Source organism: Bacteroidota bacterium (assembly GCA_016720935.1).
Classification (GTDB): Bacteria; Bacteroidota; Bacteroidia; order AKYH767-A; family 2013-40CM-41-45; genus JADKJP01.
This window is the reverse complement of record JADKJP010000001.1, coordinates 1-19975: the sequence shown is the minus strand read 5'-3', so window position 1 is coordinate 19975 and position 19975 is coordinate 1. Positions and strand designations below refer to the sequence as shown.

The following is a 19975-nucleotide window of genomic DNA, read 5'->3' as shown; positions in this document are numbered from 1 at the left end:
GATCGTGACCGGACTTCAACAATGTTTGGTAAACGGCATGAATAAAGGGGAATGGCAATGGTATTTGTTGGTGAATCGATATGAGAAGGAGGTAAAAAACACTTTAAAAATCCTCCAAAAAGCCCGCCAATACTGGAAAAACATCAAAAATAAGCTAAAAAGAAAACCCCGCCAGTACAAGTACTGGACGGGGCTTCTCGTCTAACCAAAAACCACTCTTTAATGGATTACCACTTTTATATTTTCATGACCCTCCGTACGATTTACATCCAGAATATAAAGTCCTTTTGCAAATCCGGTGAGATCAATAACTTCATTATTTAAACCTGATATAGATTCACGATTCAGAGAAACAACTTCTCTTCCTGTGATATCAATCATCCGTATTGAATACTTTTCATTCGCAGCTCCTTCGAATTGCACTACTAATTTATCTGTAGCCGGATTCGGGAACACATCTACTTTTGAAATTGAGACTACGCTTCCATCACCGGTTGTACGGCAAGGATTTACAATTACTCCCACTACTCTTGCAGGACTGACTCCGCAATCATTCTTTGCGGATACACTTACATCTCCGGATGTCGCACCGAGATATTCAATAGTAATTTGTGTCGTTCCCTGACCAAGGATGATGGATGCACCGGGAGGAGCTGTCCAGATATATTCTGTTGCACCGAAGACAGGTTGTACTTCATAATATGCCTGACTAATCAAAGGATTGGAGTTACATGCACCCGTTGGACCATCGATCAGTCCAGGTGTTTGCGGACGTGCAAATACAACTCCGCATCGTGCCACACTGCTTCCGCAAGAATTGTCAGCGGTTACACATAATGTAGCCTGACTGAACCCCGCATTGAAATCAACATAGATAGTATCATTTCCATTACCAGAAATAGTAGTGTTTAAACCCGGTGTGAAACTCCATGAATAAGAAGTTGCTCCCGGTACGGAATCCACCCAATACATGACCGCGGAAAGGTCACAAACCCCATAGAATGGGCCGTGAATGCCACCCGGTTTAGGAGGAACGGAACGGATTTTTAATTCACGACGAGGGCTTGAATTACATCCGCTGTTTGCTGACACAAACAAAGAACCATAAGTAAAGCCTGCAGGGAATGTAATTTCAACACTGTTCACACTTGATGTAAGCGGATTACCACTCGCTGCAGCAGTACTTACAATACAACCAGCAGGCGCATACCATGTGTACGATGTTGCACCTACTACAGGAGCAACTGAATATGTATATGTTCCACCCGCACAAGCACCTACTGCAGGTCCTGTTACAGCACCTGGTCGGCCCGGAGCTGAAAATACTCCGATCGTATATTGACCGGATGTTCCACGACAATTCGATGCAGATACACGAAGATATCCCCACACAAAGCCTGTGGCCACAGAAACGTTAATTGAATTTGTTCCCTGTCCGTCAATGATGCTCATATAGTTTGGTACAACCCAGTTATAGGAAGCAGCCAAAGGATCAGCAGTTACTGAATAAGTATACACATGACCCGGACAAACTGTGTTTGTCGGACCGTTCATTGAAGTTGGTGTATAAGGTTTATGAGGTGCCAGGCTTGTTGTAATGCAACTTGCAGCACCCGGGCCGGTACCATCATCACCGGTAACACAAATGTCACCGAATGTATTTGTGAAATCAACAGTAATTGTATTTGTACCTTGTCCTGAAGCAACGCTGGCTCCTGCGGGAACGGTCCAATCATAAGTAAGAACACCTGCAACAGCTTCAACAGAATAAGTTACCCCGGTTTGGTTCTCACACACTGCAGCGGGACCAGAAACTGTACCCAAAGCAATGGAAACCTGGTTTGATTCGCTACCGGGACTTGCGCCTGCTACCATGGCCACTGCCAGATTCAGCAGTACCATAAGAATCATCGTAAAGAGCTTTTTCATAAGATTGATTTTTGATTTTAATCCAGACTCTTATAGTAAGGCAGACACAACTTAGTTCCTGACTGAATCTCACCAATCTGACATGTGTAAGATTTCTGTCTTTATAGTAAGGACATTTTGTAATTCACATGGAGAAGAATCCAAAATGGTTTGTTCTTTTGGATTATTTCGAAAAAAAGGAAGTTGACTTATAAAACTCTGGTACCTCCATGAAGAGAATAATCTGTTTCCTTTTTGTAAGCCTTCAGTAGAACTTACCTGAAATGGATTTAATGAGTACTTTGAAAATATTCCTTACACATTCATCCTAAACAGAAAAATTAAAAAAGATTGTACGCAGACCAGAAAAGGACTAGTACTCTGAACTTTGTTATGAGGAAAGACAATATTTGAGTCCATTTGGTCCAAAAAAATTGTTGTTCCGATTCTATGTAATTGCCTTTAACAACTTTAATTTTCTTTCAAAAAAGAGAGACAACCCTGTTGAAATTCGGGAAAAATTGTACTTTTGCAGCCCTATCCTCAGTTTTTGCCGATAATTGGCACACTGCTTTAATAGCAAAGTGTTGATTATCAAAATAAAATGAATAATGCGCAGGTGGCGAAATTGGTAGACGCACCACTTTGAGGGGGTGGCGGGCAACCGTGCGAGTTCGAGTCTCGCTCTGCGCACACCGTTTACCAGGGTACATTGTCTTTCACAATCTTCCTGGCTCGTAGAGCCGAAAAGATGCCCGGATGGCGAAATTGGTAAACGTTGCGGTCTCAGAAGCCGTTGGAGTTATATCCTTGTGAGTTCGAGTCTCACTTCGGGCACCGAAAAAAAATCCTTCCAATTGATTGGAAGGATTTTTTTTTGAATAGTGCCTGGTGGTTGGTGGTTAGTGATTAGTGCTTAGTGATTGCAATTTGATTGATTTTTTTTTGATGTATAAACTAATTCTGTTGCAATTGAATTTATTTTAACTGCACGAACATCTAAGCTCTAAGCACTAACCACTAAGCACTAAGCACTAACCACTAAGCACTAAGCACCCATAAATTACTTCAGATACTTATCCAGCCAATCATAAAATTCCCTCTGCCAGAGAACACTATTTTGTGGTTTGAGTACCCAGTGACCTTCATCAGGAAAACAAATAAACCTGGCGGGAATATTTTTTATGCGGGCCGCACTGAAAGCTTCGAGACCTTGTGAATAAGGTATCCTGTAATCTTTTTCGTTTGAAATAATCAGAATCGGTGTATCCCAATTTTGAACAAAGCGATTCGGTGAAAATTCATTGTAACTTTTTGGGACAGGACTTTGCCAGTAAGGTCCCTGGAATTCTTTGTTCTGGAAAAATAATTCTTCTGTTCCCCACATGGCTTCAAAATTGAAAACACCGCAATGTGAAATGAATGCTTTGAATCGTTTTTCATGATGACCGGCAAGCCAGAAAACGGAAAAACCTCCATAGCTGGCACCAACAGCTCCCATTTTGTCTTTGTTTACATAAGGTTCTTTTGAAACATCATCAATGGCACTGAGCAAATCACGCATTGGCTGTCCGCCCCAGTCGCCAACAATATCATCATTCCATTTGGATCCAAAGCCGGGTAAACCGCGTCGATTGGGAGCAACAATAATATAGCCGTTAGCAGCCATCAGCTGAAAATTCCATCGGTAAGAAAAGAACTGGCTCACTGTGGATTCAGGACCACCCTGACAATATAAAAGCGTTGGGTACTTTTTTGAAGGATCGAAATCCGGAGGATAAATAACCCAGGTGAGAATTTCTTTTCCATCTGTTGATTTCACCATTCTCTTTTTGACATCCGCAAGTTTGTAATTGGAAAGAAAATCCTTATTCGTGAATGTGATTTGCTTTGAAACCCCTGACTTTGAATCGATCAAAAATAATTCAGTGGGTTCAGAGATGGACATTCTGGAAGCGACAATAACATCCTGCTTTGCCGGAAAGCTTGCTACCGATATTGCGGTGTAATCAGCAACATCTTTTGTCAGTTGATACATAGGGTGAGCAGACTTGTTGTACAGATCATAAAAAAAGATCTGATCCGTCGCCTGGATATCAGCCTTGAAATAAACTCTTCTTCCATTGCTACCCCAGACCGGATTTTCAACATTGAAATCAAAATCAGCACTGAGTTCACGTTTTGACTGTGTCGCGAAATCATAGAGGAATAAACGATGACGATCGGCTTCGTTTCCATTCTCCGCCTGGCTTTCCCATACCAGTTGATTTCCCTCCGGAGAGAATGCCGGATTCTTATCATATCCAACCATTCCATTTGTCAGGTTGGTAGTTTTCTTATTTTCTACATCGTAGAGATAGATGTCTGAATTTGTATTTAGTGCATATTCTCTTCCGGAATATTTTTTACAAGTGTATGCAAGCATCTTTCCATCCGGTCTCCAACTGATTTGCTCCTCACCTCCATCCGGTTTCATCGGTGTATCAAAGCGCTCATCTTTCATGATGTCTACAGGACGACCGGAAATTTTTCCATCCTGAAATGGAGCAACAAAAATGTGACTGTAATTTCCATCCGCCCAGGAATCCCAATGACGCATCATCAAATCATCGTAAACCTTTCCGGTGGATTTTGGAAGATCATTGTAAATATCTCTACCGAAAAAATTATCCAGTTTTACATCCTGAGCAATCCAAATCATTGTGCCGGATGGTGAGATCCCATACAGATTGATATCGCTTTCAAGTTTTGTATTTTGCTTTTTATTTATTCCGTCTATCGAGCAACTCCAAAGCTGACTGCTTCCTCCGGCATCATTCAGATAATAGATTCCCGTGCCATCCATATTCCAACGAGGCATGGTTTCATTTGAACTGTCGGTGGCTACAGCGGAGGCAAGGTTTTTCTTAATATCATAAACCCAGATATCTGAATTTCCTTTGTTTGTCGACAGGTTGTAATTCCTGATCGAATACACCACCTTTTCACCATTCGGAGAAAGTTGCGGGTCTGAAACTCGTCCCAGTTTCCACAATGACTCCGGAGTGAGTACCTGCTGTGCAAAAGAAACACCTGCAATGAATGTAAGCAGGCAGAAGAGGATAATGTGCTTGTTCTTCATAGTAGTAAATTTACCATGCGAAGTTAGAAACTCTGTTGATTTTCCCCAATACAAGGAAAGAGAACAAAGTTTATCTTTACAACCTGATAAAAATGCCGGTTTATGAAATCAAACTTCCTGTTATTTCTGTTTTTACTTCCTTTATGGGTTGCCGCTCAAAAGGATAAAGTAGTATGTGATACTTTAAAAGCTGACCTGGATTCCGGTTTCGTTAATAAATTGAAGCCGGATGCCCATATTGATTCTTTGAAAAAGTACTTGCCCTGTTATTCAGAAGAATTACAGGCAGGAGAAGATTCAAAATGCGGCGCCGGTCTGGTCTATGACAGGTTGAACTTTGCTGCTTACGTCGACAACGATTATTTTGAATTCCGGAAAGGATTTATCGGTTCCATCAATTATCAATTGTTTGGACACGATGAAGAATATGTTCAGTCTGTCCTGGGAGAACCTGTGCGGGTAACCGACGTGCAGGAATTTGACGGATCACCAATGCAAACGGTGTTTTTCTATAAAAAGTTCTACGGGTATTTATTGGTGTGGCTTGATCCTGATCACAAGGTTTTTAAATTGCAGATGTATGCTAAAGACCTTGACAAAATTGATCTGTGTTTCTGATGCTGATCAGGTGAGCATGCCACCATCTACATTCAACACCTGACCGGTGATGTAAGCCGACATATCCGACGCTAAGAACACCACTGCATTTGCCACGTCAGCAGGTGTTCCGCCACGTTTAAGTGGAATAGCTTCTCTCCATTGTTTTACAGTTTCTTCGGCCAGGACGGCTGTCATCTCTGTTTCAATAAAACCGGGAGCAATTGCATTGCAACGAATATTTCTGGATCCCAGTTCCAACGCGATTGATTTTGTAAATCCGATAATTCCGGCTTTGGATGCTGCATAATTCGCCTGTCCTGCATTTCCTTTCACTCCCACTACACTACTGATGTTGATAATGCTACCGCTTCTTTGCTTCAGCATTTGTCGCTGACAGGCCTTTGTGATGTTAAAAACGGAATTCAAATTCGTCCGGATCACTTCATTAAAATTCTCCTCTGTCATTCGCATCAACAAGCCATCACGGGTTATACCGGCATTATTGACAACAATATCCAATGCCCCAAACTCGGTGACTACTCCATTCACCAATTCTTCGGCAGCTTTCATATCGGCTGCATCCGAACGGTATCCTTTGGCTTTTACGCCAAACTGCTGCAATTCCTGCTCCAATGCCAAACCTTTTTCTACTGAAGACAAATAGGTGAAAGCTACATTAGCACCATGTTGCGCCAACGTGATTGCAATTCCCCTTCCAATCCCTTTAGAAGCACCGGTAATAAGTGCAGTTTTTCCCTGGAGTAGTTTTACCATTTTTGTTAGTTGTTAGTGATTAGTGATTAGTGATTAGTTGTTAGTGATTAGAACCAAATACACTCAATAACTCAATAACTTAATAACTCAATAACTTAATAACTCAATAACTTAATAACTTAATAACTCAATCAAGCCGGTATTTTCTTCAATACAGATGCCATGGTCAATCCAATAACAGCGGGAGAATCGACAACAGTAATTCCACATTCACGCATGATTTTCATTTTAGCAGCGGCGGTATCGTCGGCACCACCAATGATCGCACCGGCATGACCCATACGTCTACCCGGAGGAGCTGTTTGTCCTGCGATAAATCCTACTACAGGTTTTGTTCCGTTAGCTTTAATCCACTTTGCAGCCTCGGCTTCCAGACTTCCACCAATTTCACCGATCATGATGATTCCTTCAGTCTCCGGATCATTCATAAAAAGTTCAACTGCTTCTTTTGTTGTAGTGCCAATGATTGGATCTCCGCCAATTCCAATAGCAGTAGAAATTCCCAGGCCTGCTTTCACTACCTGATCAGCTGCTTCATACGTCAACGTTCCGGATTTAGAAACGATACCAATTTTTCCTGGCTTAAATACAAAGCCGGGCATAATACCAACTTTACATTCACCGGCAGTAATTACACCCGGACAATTGGGTCCGATGAGGCGAGTGTTTTTATCTTTTAAATATTCTTTCACCATGATCATATCCTTCGTCGGGATACCTTCAGTGATGGTAACAATCAAACGAATCCCTGCTTCTGCAGCTTCCATTATCGCGTCCGCGGCAAAAGCCGGTGGAACAAACACAATGGAAACGTCAGCTCCTGTATTTTTAACGGCGTCAGCAACTGTATTGAATACCGGACGATCAAGATGAGTGGTTCCTCCTTTTCCCGGAGTTACTCCTCCTACTACATTTGTACCATATTCAATCATCTGAGTCGCATGGAAAGTGCCTTCACTTCCTGTGAAACCCTGAACAATAATTTTGCTTGCTTTGTTGACGAGAACACTCATTGGATGGGTATTAGTTGTTGGTTATTAGTTGTTAGAGCTTAGTGGTTAGAGCTTAGTGGTTAGTGGCTAGAGAAACGTTCCTCGCCCCCAGTCCCCCGTCCCTATTTATGCTTTGGATAATTCGAACGAAGGTAAGATGTCCCTGATTCAATTTCCAGGCTTTTGAAGCACTGCGAAAATAGAGCTTTTTTTAGGAAGAGTTCATTGGAATTTGGATAAATTTGGTCTCTTTTTCAACATGTACACAATCAACAGAACAGACCCGATTATTGCAATCGCCACCGCGCCCGGAACAGGAGCAATCGCGATTATACGCCTATCCGGTACGGGCTGTATTGAGATTGTTTCCAGGCAATTCAAATCCCTGAAAAAGAAATCACTGCACCTCACGCAAGCAGCATCTCACAGCCTTCATTTTGGCATTCTGGAAAGTGAAGACTTAGTTTTAGACGAAGTGCTGGTATCTGTATTCAAAGGCCCTCATTCTTATACAGGGGATGATACCATTGAGATTTCCTGCCATGGCTCTCCCTTATATTCAGCAACAAATTGTCTCTTCTTTCCTAAAAAAGGGTGTTCGTCATGCTCAGCCTGGAGAATTTACTTTACGCGCCTTCTTGAATGGCAAAATGGATTTGTCGCAAGCCGAAGCTGTCGCGGATCTGATCGCATCCGATTCAGGTTTTTCTCATCAACTGGCTTTACAACAAATGCGTGGTGGTTTTTCAGGAGAAATAAAAAAACTTCGGGAAGAGCTCATCCATTTTGCCTCTTTGCTTGAACTTGAATTGGATTTTGCTGAGGAAGATGTTGAATTTGCTTCCCGCAACGAGCTCATGAATACCGTGAATAAACTATTAAAGACCATTCATACACTCATTGAGTCCTTCGAGCTTGGAAATGTTATTCGTACCGGAATTCCTGTTGTGATTGCTGGTAAACCAAATGTCGGGAAAAGTACTTTATTGAATGCCTTGCTGAACGAAGAACGTGCGATCGTCAGCGAAATAGCGGGAACTACACGGGATACTATCGAAGAAGAAATTGTTCTTGGCGGCATTAAATTTCGATTCATTGATACAGCAGGTATTCGTGAAACAACCGACACCATTGAACGCATCGGTGTACAAAAGACCTATGAGAAAATAAAACAAAGTCCGATCATCCTTTATTTATTTGACATTCACGAAACCGATGCGCTTGAAGTTCAGAATGAATTGAATGATCTTCGCACACATCTTGCTCCCGATTTTCGATTAATCCCGGTTGCCAATAAGATTGACGGACATGATCCTGAGCAAGTGATTCAGGATTACAAATCAGTTCCCGGAACCATGTTCATTTCCGCGAAGGAGAAAAAAAATGTCCATGCGCTGGCTACTTTTCTGAGAGATCAATTCCAAACCGGAAATCTGAAAGGAACGGATACTACCATTTCAAACATTCGTCATGCCGATGCATTACGCAAAACTGCAGAAGCTCTTGAAAGGGTTCATGAAGGTTTATCGAATAAGATAACCAACGATTTTATTGCAGGCGACCTGAGAATTGCATTGCATTATCTTGGAGAAATTACCGGGCAGATTTCTACAGACGATTTGCTGGAGAATATTTTTTCGAAGTTTTGTATCGGGAAGTGATACGTTCACATTACATTTCAATTTCAATTTGATTTCAAATACATTTCAGAAAACAATGACCATCAGCTCCACCCTCTTTAAAGATGCCTCTCTTGTAATTGATATTGAAAAATATTCAAAGCACAAGCAACTGGAAAAGGATGACATCCTGATGGAAACAGGCGATGCAATTCAGTTCATTCCGATTGTACAATCCGGTGTCCTGCGTATTGTACGCCAGGATCCTGATGGCAAAGAGGTATTTCTGTATCATTTGTATCCCGGACAAACCTGTGCCATGGCGCTCAATTGTTGTCAGACCGGGAAAAAGAGTATGGTGAAAGCGATTGCTGAGGACAAAACAGAAATCCTGCTGATTCCTGTACAGCAAATCGAAGACTGGTTCAAATACCCGGAATGGCGTTCCTTTATTAATACAACGTACGGAAACCGGTTTTCCGAATTGTTGAATGTGATTGACATGATTGCTTTTAACAATCTTGACAAGCAACTTCTTCATTATCTGCAACAAAGAGCAAAAGCTGTGAATACCAAAGCTTTATACATTACACACCAGGAAATCGCGGATGAATTGCATACTCACAGAGAAGTTGTATCCCGGCTTTTAAGAACCATGGAAGAAAAAAGATGGTTATTCTGGGAAGAAACACCATCGAACTCCTGGTCGATTGACAGTTTCTGCATTTCAATTATAGAAATTCTGCTTTTTTAATTCTCTCCATTCAATTTTTATGATTTATCCAACAATTGTCACATGGACAGCGGTTGCTTGTCCCGACATTTGCATAAAAATAAGCAGATATCTAAATGGAAAAACTAATTCAGGAACTCCGTAATGGCAATGCCACAGTAGTTGACGTTCGTTCTTCACTTGAATTTATGGGTGGACATGTAGCGGGTAGTATTAACATACCTATGGACGAAATAGAAGAACGAATTGAAGAATTGAAAAAAATGAAAAATCTGATTCTTTGTTGCGCCAGTGGCAACAGAAGTGGCATGGTTGCCGATTATCTAAATTCAATTGACATCCCTTGTCACAACGCAGGCTCATGGCTTGATGTAAACTATTTACAACATTCAAAATAAAAAGAATTATCATCACTATACACACTACACACTTCACTCTACACACTTCACACTACACACTTCACACACACTTCACACTCATACCATACCTCACACCTTACTAAATCATGCTCTCTCTCCTCAAAAAAGCTTTCGGAATCAGTCCATCTGTAAATGTCCATGAATGGATTCAGAACGGCGCCATCATCGTAGATGTAAGAACACCGGATGAATTCAGATCCGGTCACATCAAAGGATCGCTGAATATCCCGTTGAACAATTTGCCGGGACAATTATCAAAAGTGGATAAGGAAAAACAAATTCTCACCTGTTGTGCTTCCGGAATGCGTAGCTCTTCCGCCCGACACATTTTGAAGTCAAAAGGATTTGTGCATGTACACAATGCCGGAAGCTGGGTTAGTTTAAAAAAGTATTTCAAATGATTAATTCTCTTGTACGATCACTTGCTGCCTGGAACCTGGTTCGCTGGATACGCTTTGGTTTGGGAACTTCCCTGCTGATTCAGGGAATTGTCTACAAAGATTCCTTGTCGGGTTTATTTGGTGCATTGTTGTTCTATCAGGCAATAACCAATACCGGATGTTGCGGTGTGAGTGGATGTACAACTGATCCCAATCCGAAAAATTCCTCACAAAACAGTATTACTGAATTCGTGGAAATAAAATCGAAACCTTCAGAATCTATAAAACAAAATTCTCGCTCCTGAATTTAGCTCAGGTTAGAGATATAAAACCAAAATAAAATGTCATCCTTTCAAGAATTAATCAGTTCCGGAAAACCCGTACTGGTCGACTTTTCCGCAGAATGGTGTGGTCCATGTAAAATGATGGCCCCGATCCTGGAGCAGGTAAAATCCAATGTCGGCGACAGGGTTACAATCATCAAAGTTGATGTGGATAAAAATCCTGGTGCCGCGGGAATGTATCACATCCAGGGAGTGCCTACGCTGATTTTATTTCAAAACGGAGAAATAAAATGGCGTCAATCCGGTGTTGTACCAGCCGATCATCTTACCAATATCCTCTCAAAATTTAATTAAAAGACTATGGAAAAGGTTCATTATTATGATGTAAATTTGAAATGGGATTCGGATCGCAAAGGAACTATGAATTCGCCGGTGCTGACTACTTCCATAGAAGTCGCGACACCTCCGGAATTCGCAAAGGGAATGCCGGGAATCTGGTCTCCGGAACATTTGCTTGTCGCTGCCGTCAATTCCTGTCTGATGACAACCTTTCTGGCCATTGCTGAAAATTCTAAATTGGAATTTCTTAGTTTTGAATCCGCAGCAAAGGGAAATTGGAAATAGTCGATGGTAAATTTATGATATCGGAAGTTGAACTGATGCCAAAACTTTCGATTGCTAAAAGCACTGATCCGGAAAAAGCATTACGAATACTTCAAAAATCTGAAGCTGCCTGTTTGATTTCTAATTCAGTTAAATCAAAAATAATATTCAACCCAACAATACTCGTTCCTGAAACCATATGAGAAAATTCTTATCTGTTCTTAGTCTGCTTGTTTTTATTTCAACTGTATCATTCTCCCAAAATTCAGCAGAGAAACAGGCTCCAAAGACTCAAAGCAACACTCCGATTTTAAAAAATCTGAACGTTATTGCATATGATCTGTTGATACAAAATAAAAATGACATTCAGATTGTAGACGTAAGAACACCGGAAGAATACAAAGGCGGACATCTGAAACATGCCATGAATATGGATTTCAGAAGTTCTGATTTCAAGACCCTTATCAGTACTCTTGACAAAAGCAAACCGACATTTGTTTATTGTTTATCCGGTGGTCGCTCCTCCTCTGCCGCTACTATGATGGCTGAAATGGGATTCCGGGAAATTTACAATATGGAAGGCGGAATGATGAAATGGAATGCTGCAGGCAAAAGTGTTGAAAGCGCGAACGATGCTGCAAATGAACCGGGAATGAGTCCTGAAGATTTTAAAAAATCACTTTCACCGGATAAATATACTCTGGTTGATTACAATGCAACATGGTGTGCACCTTGTAAAAAGATGTTGCCGGTTCTGCAGTCACTTGCCAATGAAAAGAAGGATAAAATGATTCTTTTATTGATTGATGCTGACAAAAACAAAAATCTGCTGAAGAGCAAAGGCATTGATGCAATCCCATATCTTGAATTGTATAAAAATGGCAACCTGCTGTGGAAGCATAACGGATACATTGAAAAACAGAAGCTTTTAGACGAAACAAAATTATAAAACACTGATTCATGTCATCTGACATGATTTTAATTGAACATTTTTCACTCTTTAACAGTTCATTTCTTCAACTTATTTTTTCCTGGCGCAATCAAACTTTTCTTTCCTTTGCACCACGAAATTATAGTCATTTATGATTGACAGGTATATTTATTCCAGAGCCGATGAGGCATTACGTGTAATTAAAAGTGGTCAGCGCGTATTCATACACGGAAGTGCCGCTACCCCAACCTACATGTTACAGAAGCTGGCGGAAAGAGCTCCCGAACTCAGAAATGTTGAACTGGTGTGTATCAGTGTTCTAGGTGATTTCCCGGTAGCCAATCCGGAATACGCGAACAGTTTTTATACAAATTCATTATTTGTCTCAGAACCCATCCGACAGGCCGTTCACGATGGCCGGGCTGATTATGTTCCGGTGTTTCTCAGTGAGATTCCGGATCTGTTTCGGAATAACATTCTGCCGTTGGATGTCGCTATTGTACAGGTATCCATTCCTGACGAACACGGCTATTGTTCCCTTGGTGTTTCTGTTGACATTGCCCGTACAGCTGTAAACCGTTCAGCACATGTTATTGCTCAGGTGAACCCCCAGATGCCAAGAACACATGGCGACGGAATGATCCATGTAGATGCCTTTCACGCACTTGTTTATGCGGATGAACCGATCCACGAAATGACTTTTGGAGAACGGGTTTCAGATGATGAAAAAAGAATTGGTGAATACATCGCGGAATTAATTCCGGATAAAGCGACGTTGCAAATGGGAATTGGCGCTATTCCCGATGCTGTACTCAGTTTCCTGGGAAATCACAAAAACCTTGGAATTCACACAGAGATGTTCTCGGACGGAGTAATTGATCTGATCGAAAGTGATGTCATCAACAATAAATTCAAAGTCAAACATCCGGGCAGAAGTGTCACCGGTTTTTGTCTGGGATCAAGAAGATTGTATGATTATGTGCACGACAATCCATCCTTCGCTTTTCATGACATTGATTATGTAAACGAAGTTTCTGTGATTCGTCAGAATCCTAAAGTACATGCCATTAACAGCTGTATTGAAATTGATCTCACAGGACAAATTTGTTCAGATTCAATTGGAACATATCAGTATTCCGGAGTTGGAGGACAGATGGATTTTATGCGTGGTGCGGCATTATCTGAAGGTGGAAAACCAATCATCGCGCTTGCATCCAGAACCCGCAAGGGTACTTCGCGAATCGTTCCATTTCTGAAACAAGGCGCCGGTGTTGTAACTACACGTGCACATGTACATTATGTTGTTACGGAATTTGGTGTCGCTTTCCTGCTCGGAAAAAACCTCAGACAAAGAGCACAAGCCCTGATCAGCATTGCACATCCTGATGACAGAGAAATGCTGGACCGTGCAGCACACGACAGGTTTGGTGGAAAATTCATTTGATTTGATCAGAACGTTTTAATCTGATCAAATTCATTCATCAGAAGTCAATCATTTCAGGCGTATCCTGTTGTGGCATATTTCCACGTTGATTCTTTTTCTCTGGAACAGATTGCTGTCTTGTTTTCCAAAACGATAAGTCAGTGTCAGCATTCCAACTCTGGATTCACGTGTCCGAATCATGTGGGAAATGTAATAATCGTTAAATGAAGTGATGTCCATTTTTCTGGTGCCAAAAACATCCGTTACATTCAGACTTAATGATCCTTTTCCTTTCCACAAATCCTGTCGTATCCCCGCATCTACTCCACTCATTCCTTTAAATCGTGATATCGGGCCCTTGAAGGGTGACATGTAATTGCCTGTTAGCTGAAATCCTGTAGTCTTTCCTAATCTCAAATTGACATTCAACCTTGCTGACCACTGTGTAGAAGCGCTTTGCAAATCCGCTTCAATATTTTTTCCGTTGATCGTATTCTGATAAACATTAAAACTACCCATGACATTGCCGAGCTTATCCATTGTATACCGAAGGATTGCTTCCGCTCCGATATTTTCCGACGAACTGTAATTGATAAAAGTAGCGGTAGAAATCCCGGTTGTACCTTCAATGGTCCGATAACGTGAAATCAATTGATCGGTGTGACGATAATAAACTGTTGTAGTCAAATTAAAATTGTTGATCATTCTTGAATAACCCAATTCAAGTGAATGAATAAATTCGGGTTTTAATTCCGGATTCCCTTTCCTGAGAAATAAGGAGTCAGAATAATCCACAAAAGGATTCAAGGAACGCATTTCCGGTCGGTTAACTCTTCTGCTATAGGAAATTTGCATATCCTGTTTATCAGAAATTATATATTTCAGAAAAGCGCTTGGAAAGAAAGCAAGGTAATCCTTACTGAAAGAAGTTGACTGCGACCTGGAATTTCCATTCGTCAGCGTTTGTTCAGCCCGTAAGCCGGCATTGTACTCAAATTTTTCCATTTCCCTGTGTACATTGAGTATGCCGCAAAAAACCTGCTCATCAAAAATAAAATGATCGGATTTTAATGCATTGGTGAGGTAGTCTGATCCGGCACTATCGAGGCTGGAAATTATCTGATCGTTATCGAATTGACGCAAGGTATTTTTTAAACCCGCTTCAAACTTTGAATTGTCTTTTATTGGCTGGACAAAATCAATCTGACTGATGATGGTCTGATATGTATTCAGGTTATCACTCAACTGATAAGGTTTATCCTTGTCAAAATATTTGCTGCTTGATAAACTACTTTCTTCTGTTCTTTCATTGGAAGTATAATTAACACTGCCGGAAAGCTCACGCTTAGAACCTGTCCAGGTTCGTTTGTAATCCAGTCCTGCATCATAACTCGTGTTTTTATCTACTTCAGTAGACATCGTGTAATAGCTTTCATCACATTACCAAGACTATTCATAAAAGAGTAATCCGACTGACCAGGCTGATCATTTTCCGTCTTGTAACGGAACCATTTATCCCAAGAACATTGTTTTTATTGAGATAAAAATCAGCACCGATTTTTCCGGTGTGAAATTCAGATTTATTTGTGGAATGTGAATTGTACTCATAGGAATACCGATCCTGTCCCGGGAAATAATTATCCTGATCGCCCGATCCGGTGTTAGTACGGTTTTCATGGCGAAATGAATAGTTCGCATAGAGATTCATTTTGGAGCTCCTGTTATTTAGTCCAAGCGAAAAGTTGTACTTATCATTGGTGCCAACTCCGGCAGCGACATTTCCATTCATCCCCTGCAATTTGCCTTTCTTGGTTTTGATATTGATGATTCCTCCCATTCCGTCAGCATCGTATTTCGCGGATGGATTTGTAATGACTTCTATCTGATCGACAGCACTGGCCGGAATCTGCTGGAGAACTGCTTTTCTGTCACCACCCAGCATACCTGATGGTTTTCCATCGATGAGGATGGTAACATTTTCTGTTCCACGCAGACTCACTTTTCCATCCATGTCAACATTCACGGAAGGAATATTGGAAAGTACTTCAGTAACAGTTCCTCCGGTATTGACTATGTTCTTATCGACATTGTAAACTTTTCTCTCCAGTGAATTGATCAGGTCGGGCCTTTCAGCGGAAACATTGACTTCTTTCAATCTGGCAGTACTTGGATCAATAGAAATAATGCCTGCATCCACTTCAACATTTTGCGGAGTGATGACCATAGGTTCAGTAAACTGAATACCATATCCAAGAATTGTGATCTTGAGACGAAAGCGCCCCATGGGTAAATCTTCTATGAGAAATTTACCTTTTGTGTCGGTCAGTGCACCACCAACCATAGAAGAATCACGGGGTTTGATCATGACGACGGAAGCATACTCGACCGGTTTATTGGTTTTGGAATCAATGATTTTCCTGACAATTTTCCAATTTTAGGCATGGCGTTACGCAGGAATCCGAACCGGGTCTGTTCATCCTCCCTGAATCCTGTGCTTTCAGAAAAAACCTGCGCTGACAAAAAGCGCGATGAGAAAAAATAATCTTATGGCATTCGTTTGCTTTCCATCGCTGCAAAGGTAATCATTTGGGTAGGTCAGACTAACTATAAATATTTCTTCATTCGTCCTTAAGAATCGTTAACCTGTTCAAGTTCAAGGATCGAGAATGGAGAATACAGAATAAATTATGCTGATTCTGAATGAAAATTGAACCGCCTTTGTAAGTATCTTTATCGGATCAAATTCCAAGATGACACCACTGGCAGAAAGGATGCGCCCAAATGATCTTGACCATTATATTGGCCAGGAACATCTTGTTGGCGAAGGAGCAATTCTAAGACGCTCCATTCATTCAAATTCAATTCCATCCATTATTTTCTGGGGTCCTCCGGGTGTTGGTAAGACTACGTTAGCCGGAATTATTGCACGTCAACTTCGCAGACCTTTTTATGTTTTGAGCGCTGTAAGTTCAGGTGTAAAAGATGTACGGGAAGTCATTGAAAAAGCAGCCCGGTATGCTACGGAATTGAAAGAAGTTCCGGGAGCCCGGTTTTGTTCATCGATGAAATTCACCGGTTCAGCAAAAGCCAGCAGGATTCATTATTGGGTGCTGTTGAGAAAGGACTTGTAACACTCATTGGCGCGACTACGGAAAATCCTTCCTTCGAAGTAATCTCTCCATTGCTTTCAAGATGCCAGGTCTATGTTCTGAAAGAATTATCAAAGGATGATCTTGTGCGAATCCTGGATCAGGCGATGAAAACAGATCCGATTTTACAAAAACGAAAAATAAAACTTGAAGAGACTGAATCATTACTTCGTTTATCAGGTGGTGACGCACAAATTGCTGAATCTGTTTGAACTGGTTGTCAATACTTTTCCGGAATCTGAAGAAGCCGTGATTACAAACGCTGTTGTGCAGGACATCGCCCAGGAGAAAACTGCTCTTTACGACAAAGGTGGTGAGCAACATTACGACATCATCAGCGCATTTATAAAATCCATGCGAGGTTCTGATCCAAACGCGGCAGTGTACTGGCTAGAAAGAATGATGCAGGGAGGAGAAGATCCATTGTTCATTGCGCGCAGAATGGTCATTCTCGCTTCCGAAGATATTGGGAACGCGAATCCTACCGCTATAGTAATTGCAAATGCTTGTTTTGAAGCTTGTCAAAAGATCGGTTTTCCGGAAAGCCGGATCATACTTTCTCAAACTGCCGTATACCTCGCATCTTCGGCTAAAAGCAACGCGTCTTATATGGCTATTGAAGAAGCATTGTCGCTGGTAGATAAAACCGGTGATCTTCCGGTGCCTTTAAATATCCGCAATGCACCGACTAAACTCATGAAAGAGCTTGGTTATGGTAAAGGCTATGATTACGATCATTCGAAGGAAGGAAATTTCGCTAAACAGGAATTTTTACCTCAGGGAATCAGTGGAAGTAAATTATATGATCCGGGAAACAATCCAAGGGAAAATGAACTACGCTTATTCCTCCAACATCTTTGGAAGGAGAAATACAATTATTGATTCAATATCATATCAACCTTCAGTAAATTCCTGATTTTTACTTAAGGTCTCTGATCGGAATTCACGGTTCCTGAATCCAGAATAGGAATGACCTATTCGTGACATTCCCTGTTCAATGTTCTAATATTTTTGCATCTTTACGCAGAAGCAGACTTGTGAAAAAACACTCATCCCTCTACTTTTCTTTCCTCCTCTTCTTACAGTTTTCCTGTAAAAAAGAAAATGATCGTCCTCAATGGGATGTCGCAGTGACAGGTCCGATCCTGAAAGCCAGATTGAGTATTGACCAGTTGATCGCCGATTCATTGCAACAAATCAATCCTGACGGGTCAGTAAGTATCTTTTACTCATCAGATGTCTTCAAACTTGATCCTGATTCTCTGTTTAAAATTCCGGATACAACATTAAAGACCCTGAACATCTGGCAATTCATTCCATATCCAGTTCAACCCAACACTCCATTCTATAGTGTAAATAACAATATTCGATTGGGAATTTCAGGTCCTCAGCTTACAGAAGTATTAATCCGTTCAGGTAAAATAAGACTTGAAATTCGAAACACATTACCAACCAAGTAAAAGTGACCTACATTATTCCGAAAGCAATGAAAGATGGTTTGCCTTTTAAAGTTCAGGAATATGTCGACTCCGGGTCTGTAACATCTCCGGTTACTTTTAGTGGAACATATGATCTGGATGGATATTTATTTGATCTTACCGGTGCTGCCGGAAATCAAACCAACACGGCATATTACAATGTTGAAGCAGTATCTGATCCCAATGGCCAGGTGTTCACTATTTCAATGGGCGATACTTTAATTAATTTTAAATACTGTCATTCTCAGTCTTGTTCCTGAATATGGAAAAGGATATCTCGGCCAAAACAATTCATCAGACCAACGAGGTACTCCGGAATTGGCGATTAATTCAAAGTGGTACTGTTCAGCTTGACAGTCTTTCGATGGGATCTTAAAATTGAGAACGGACTTGGAGCGGAAGTTAAGACCTTGCATCATCTTTCAATCAAAGAATGAACACCCCGGAACTACAATTGATCTCCTTGCTCCAACTGCCTTCAGATCGTTACATCAATCTCAACAGGGCTACTGAAACCGGGAATCCTTTGTCACCTGTCAGCCCAACCTATACCACGCTTCATTTAGACAATTCAAACAGCAACCTGATTGACCTTGTTAGGAATTTACCGGATAGGTTTTAGTACGATCTTACATTTCCAGTCTGAACCCTTTGGGTAACGTTTCGAGCAATAGCATTTCTTATATCATGACCATTTGGTGAACAAGCACATCTGACCTTCAATTACCATTAAGGTTTGCGTTGAATCAGGTTCAACTCGCAGACACACAGGAAATCGCGACATCGGATCTGTTGAATCTCGATCCGGTTGGACTCCTCAACTTTCACGCTTCTTGCTGATAATGGCTTTCATTTTACCATGGATCTTCAGCTGTTTCTGTTGAATGAAAACGGTGTAATGACCGATTCTCTGCTCATACCTTCTTCGATTGCATAAGCCAACACCGATGCATCCTTCAGGTAATTTCCAAAGAACAAAAATACCAATTCCCGTTGATGCATCCACCAAGCAACATTTGCTTGATGCGGAGAAGATGCAATCCGTGCAAAATTCACTACTCCTTCTTATCCCGGCCTTGTACAGATGTACTCGGTTATCACCTGGACCTGGAAATTAATTGATGGAATTTATTCAATACGTTAATTTTCTATAAACGCTGTCTTATTCTTTTGCTTTTTCCTTTTCGCCTCAATTCATTTTGAAAGCAGGAACATGGTAGCTTGATTCTTTCGGAAGGATACGCAAAAAAGTCGAAGATTGAATTAAGTACAGGATATGATTTCGAGTGATGCTATCACGAATAAACTTGCCTCTTCTTATTTTTCCTTGATTCCATCAATACTGATATGAAAGATGAGGTCAACAAAATCTCTTTGCCGTAAATCGTTTTGGGGCTGATGCAAGTTACGCGATTACTTATTCGCATGACTGGATAAATTATTTCAGAAAAGAAGGATTTTCATGGAACATCGGCATTGCTGATCTGAATCATCTTCAGTAGTTTTACCCGCGATGCGTTTGAAATTTACTTCAGAGAATTCTGCATATGCAGGAAAAACC

At 41.1% G+C, this 19975-nt stretch carries 16 protein-coding genes, 2 tRNA genes and 3 pseudogenes; 15 read left to right on the top strand and 6 right to left on the bottom strand.

The annotated features are described in order from the left end of the window. Positions 1-219 precede the first annotated feature (219 nt). On the bottom strand, positions 220-1929 hold the full coding sequence (locus IPP86_00105; protein ID MBL0136916.1) for a T9SS type A sorting domain-containing protein: 1710 nt from the start codon (positions 1927-1929) through the stop codon (positions 220-222). Positions 1930-2521: 592 nt separating this feature from the next. Between IPP86_00105 and IPP86_00100 the strand changes: the two genes are divergently transcribed. Together IPP86_00100 and IPP86_00095 are read left to right on the top strand one after the other, a co-directional pair. Then, positions 2522-2601 (top strand) — tRNA-Leu (locus tag IPP86_00100). A 60-nt stretch (positions 2602-2661) separates the two neighbouring features. Next, a tRNA-Leu gene (locus tag IPP86_00095) sits at positions 2662-2745 on the top strand. A gap of 226 nt (positions 2746-2971) precedes the next feature. Here IPP86_00095 and IPP86_00090 read toward each other — a convergent pair. Further along, entirely contained in the window at positions 2972-5029 is a 2058-nt protein-coding gene (locus IPP86_00090; protein MBL0136915.1) for a S9 family peptidase, read from the bottom strand. A gap of 102 nt (positions 5030-5131) precedes the next feature. Here IPP86_00090 and IPP86_00085 point away from each other — a divergent pair, with 102 nt between their 5' ends. Continuing rightward, complete coding sequence (locus IPP86_00085) at positions 5132-5647, top strand: hypothetical protein (protein MBL0136914.1); 516 nt, start codon at positions 5132-5134, stop codon at positions 5645-5647. Positions 5648-5653: 6 nt separating this feature from the next. Here the strand turns inward: IPP86_00085 and fabG are convergent, their stop codons facing one another. Continuing rightward, entirely contained in the window at positions 5654-6403 is a 750-nt protein-coding gene (gene fabG / locus IPP86_00080) for a 3-oxoacyl-[acyl-carrier-protein] reductase (GenBank protein MBL0136913.1), read from the bottom strand. 131 nt (positions 6404-6534) lie between these two features. Continuing rightward, complete coding sequence (gene sucD / locus IPP86_00075; GenBank protein ID MBL0136912.1) at positions 6535-7416, bottom strand: succinate--CoA ligase subunit alpha; 882 nt, start codon at positions 7414-7416, stop codon at positions 6535-6537. Between the two features lie 238 nt (positions 7417-7654). Between sucD and mnmE the strand changes: the two are divergent. The 9 genes and pseudogenes from mnmE (at position 7655) to IPP86_00030 (ending at position 13808) form a co-directional block, all read left to right on the top strand. Beyond that, positions 7655-9056: pseudogene (gene mnmE, locus IPP86_00070) on the top strand (tRNA uridine-5-carboxymethylaminomethyl(34) synthesis GTPase MnmE). Between the two features lie 55 nt (positions 9057-9111). Then, positions 9112-9768: a Crp/Fnr family transcriptional regulator gene (locus IPP86_00065; GenBank protein ID MBL0136911.1), complete on the top strand. Its 657-nt coding sequence runs from the start codon at positions 9112-9114 to the stop codon at positions 9766-9768. A gap of 95 nt (positions 9769-9863) precedes the next feature. Beyond that, positions 9864-10145, top strand: coding sequence for a rhodanese-like domain-containing protein (locus tag IPP86_00060; GenBank protein MBL0136910.1), 282 nt, complete (start codon positions 9864-9866; stop codon positions 10143-10145). A gap of 107 nt (positions 10146-10252) precedes the next feature. Next, a complete protein-coding gene (locus IPP86_00055; protein ID MBL0136909.1) occupies positions 10253-10567 on the top strand; it encodes a rhodanese-like domain-containing protein in 315 nt (104 codons plus the stop codon). Continuing rightward, entirely contained in the window at positions 10564-10851 is a 288-nt protein-coding gene (locus IPP86_00050) for a hypothetical protein (protein MBL0136908.1), read from the top strand. Before IPP86_00055 ends, IPP86_00050 begins: the two co-directional genes overlap by 4 nt. A gap of 36 nt (positions 10852-10887) precedes the next feature. After that, the gene (gene trxA / locus IPP86_00045; protein ID MBL0136907.1) at positions 10888-11184 is read left to right on the top strand and encodes a thioredoxin; all 297 of its coding nucleotides are present in this window, start codon (positions 10888-10890) and stop codon (positions 11182-11184) included. 6 nt (positions 11185-11190) lie between these two features. Further along, positions 11191-11636: pseudogene (locus tag IPP86_00040) on the top strand (OsmC family protein). Beyond that, on the top strand, positions 11633-12382 hold the full coding sequence (locus IPP86_00035; protein ID MBL0136906.1) for a thioredoxin: 750 nt from the start codon (positions 11633-11635) through the stop codon (positions 12380-12382). Before IPP86_00040 ends, IPP86_00035 begins: the two are co-directional and overlap by 4 nt. A gap of 133 nt (positions 12383-12515) precedes the next feature. Continuing rightward, on the top strand, positions 12516-13808 hold the full coding sequence (locus tag IPP86_00030) for an acetyl-CoA hydrolase/transferase family protein (protein MBL0136905.1): 1293 nt from the start codon (positions 12516-12518) through the stop codon (positions 13806-13808). Between the two features lie 48 nt (positions 13809-13856). On the opposite strand, the gene IPP86_00025 is transcribed toward IPP86_00030, so the two are convergent. Continuing rightward, positions 13857-15206 carry a TonB-dependent receptor family protein gene (locus IPP86_00025; protein ID MBL0136904.1) on the bottom strand — a complete coding sequence of 450 codons (1350 nt, stop codon included), beginning with the start codon at positions 15204-15206 and terminating at the stop codon, positions 13857-13859. Positions 15207-15240: 34 nt separating this feature from the next. After that, complete coding sequence (locus IPP86_00020) at positions 15241-16152, bottom strand: TonB-dependent receptor (GenBank protein ID MBL0136903.1); 912 nt, start codon at positions 16150-16152, stop codon at positions 15241-15243. Positions 16153-16537: 385 nt separating this feature from the next. On the opposite strand from IPP86_00020, the pseudogene IPP86_00015 reads away from it, so the two are divergent. The 3 genes and pseudogenes from IPP86_00015 (at position 16538) to IPP86_00005 (ending at position 18674) form a co-directional block, all read left to right on the top strand. Further along, a pseudogene (locus IPP86_00015) lies at positions 16538-17818 on the top strand (replication-associated recombination protein A). A 155-nt stretch (positions 17819-17973) separates the two neighbouring features. Continuing rightward, on the top strand, positions 17974-18396 hold the full coding sequence (locus IPP86_00010) for a hypothetical protein (protein MBL0136902.1): 423 nt from the start codon (positions 17974-17976) through the stop codon (positions 18394-18396). 2 nt (positions 18397-18398) lie between these two features. Beyond that, entirely contained in the window at positions 18399-18674 is a 276-nt protein-coding gene (locus IPP86_00005; protein MBL0136901.1) for a hypothetical protein, read from the top strand. Positions 18675-19975: the final 1301 nt, after the last annotated feature.

What these genes read in the sequence shown, in the direction of transcription:
- IPP86_00105 (MBL0136916.1), bottom strand. Translation starts at nt 1,929, where the DNA reads ATGAAAAAGCTCTTTACGATGATTCTTATGGTACTGCTGAATCTGGCA.
- IPP86_00090 (MBL0136915.1), bottom strand. Translation starts at nt 5,029, where the DNA reads ATGAAGAACAAGCACATTATCCTCTTCTGCCTGCTTACATTCATTGCA.
- IPP86_00085 (MBL0136914.1), top strand. Translation starts at nt 5,132, where the DNA reads ATGAAATCAAACTTCCTGTTATTTCTGTTTTTACTTCCTTTATGGGTT.
- fabG (MBL0136913.1), bottom strand. Translation starts at nt 6,403, where the DNA reads ATGGTAAAACTACTCCAGGGAAAAACTGCACTTATTACCGGTGCTTCT.
- sucD (MBL0136912.1), bottom strand. Translation starts at nt 7,416, where the DNA reads ATGAGTGTTCTCGTCAACAAAGCAAGCAAAATTATTGTTCAGGGTTTC.
- IPP86_00065 (MBL0136911.1), top strand. Translation starts at nt 9,112, where the DNA reads ATGACCATCAGCTCCACCCTCTTTAAAGATGCCTCTCTTGTAATTGAT.
- IPP86_00060 (MBL0136910.1), top strand. Translation starts at nt 9,864, where the DNA reads ATGGAAAAACTAATTCAGGAACTCCGTAATGGCAATGCCACAGTAGTT.
- IPP86_00055 (MBL0136909.1), top strand. Translation starts at nt 10,253, where the DNA reads ATGCTCTCTCTCCTCAAAAAAGCTTTCGGAATCAGTCCATCTGTAAAT.
- IPP86_00050 (MBL0136908.1), top strand. Translation starts at nt 10,564, where the DNA reads ATGATTAATTCTCTTGTACGATCACTTGCTGCCTGGAACCTGGTTCGC.
- trxA (MBL0136907.1), top strand. Translation starts at nt 10,888, where the DNA reads ATGTCATCCTTTCAAGAATTAATCAGTTCCGGAAAACCCGTACTGGTC.
- IPP86_00035 (MBL0136906.1), top strand. Translation starts at nt 11,633, where the DNA reads ATGAGAAAATTCTTATCTGTTCTTAGTCTGCTTGTTTTTATTTCAACT.
- IPP86_00030 (MBL0136905.1), top strand. Translation starts at nt 12,516, where the DNA reads ATGATTGACAGGTATATTTATTCCAGAGCCGATGAGGCATTACGTGTA.
- IPP86_00025 (MBL0136904.1), bottom strand. Translation starts at nt 15,206, where the DNA reads ATGTCTACTGAAGTAGATAAAAACACGAGTTATGATGCAGGACTGGAT.
- IPP86_00020 (MBL0136903.1), bottom strand. Translation starts at nt 16,152, where the DNA reads ATGATCAAACCCCGTGATTCTTCTATGGTTGGTGGTGCACTGACCGAC.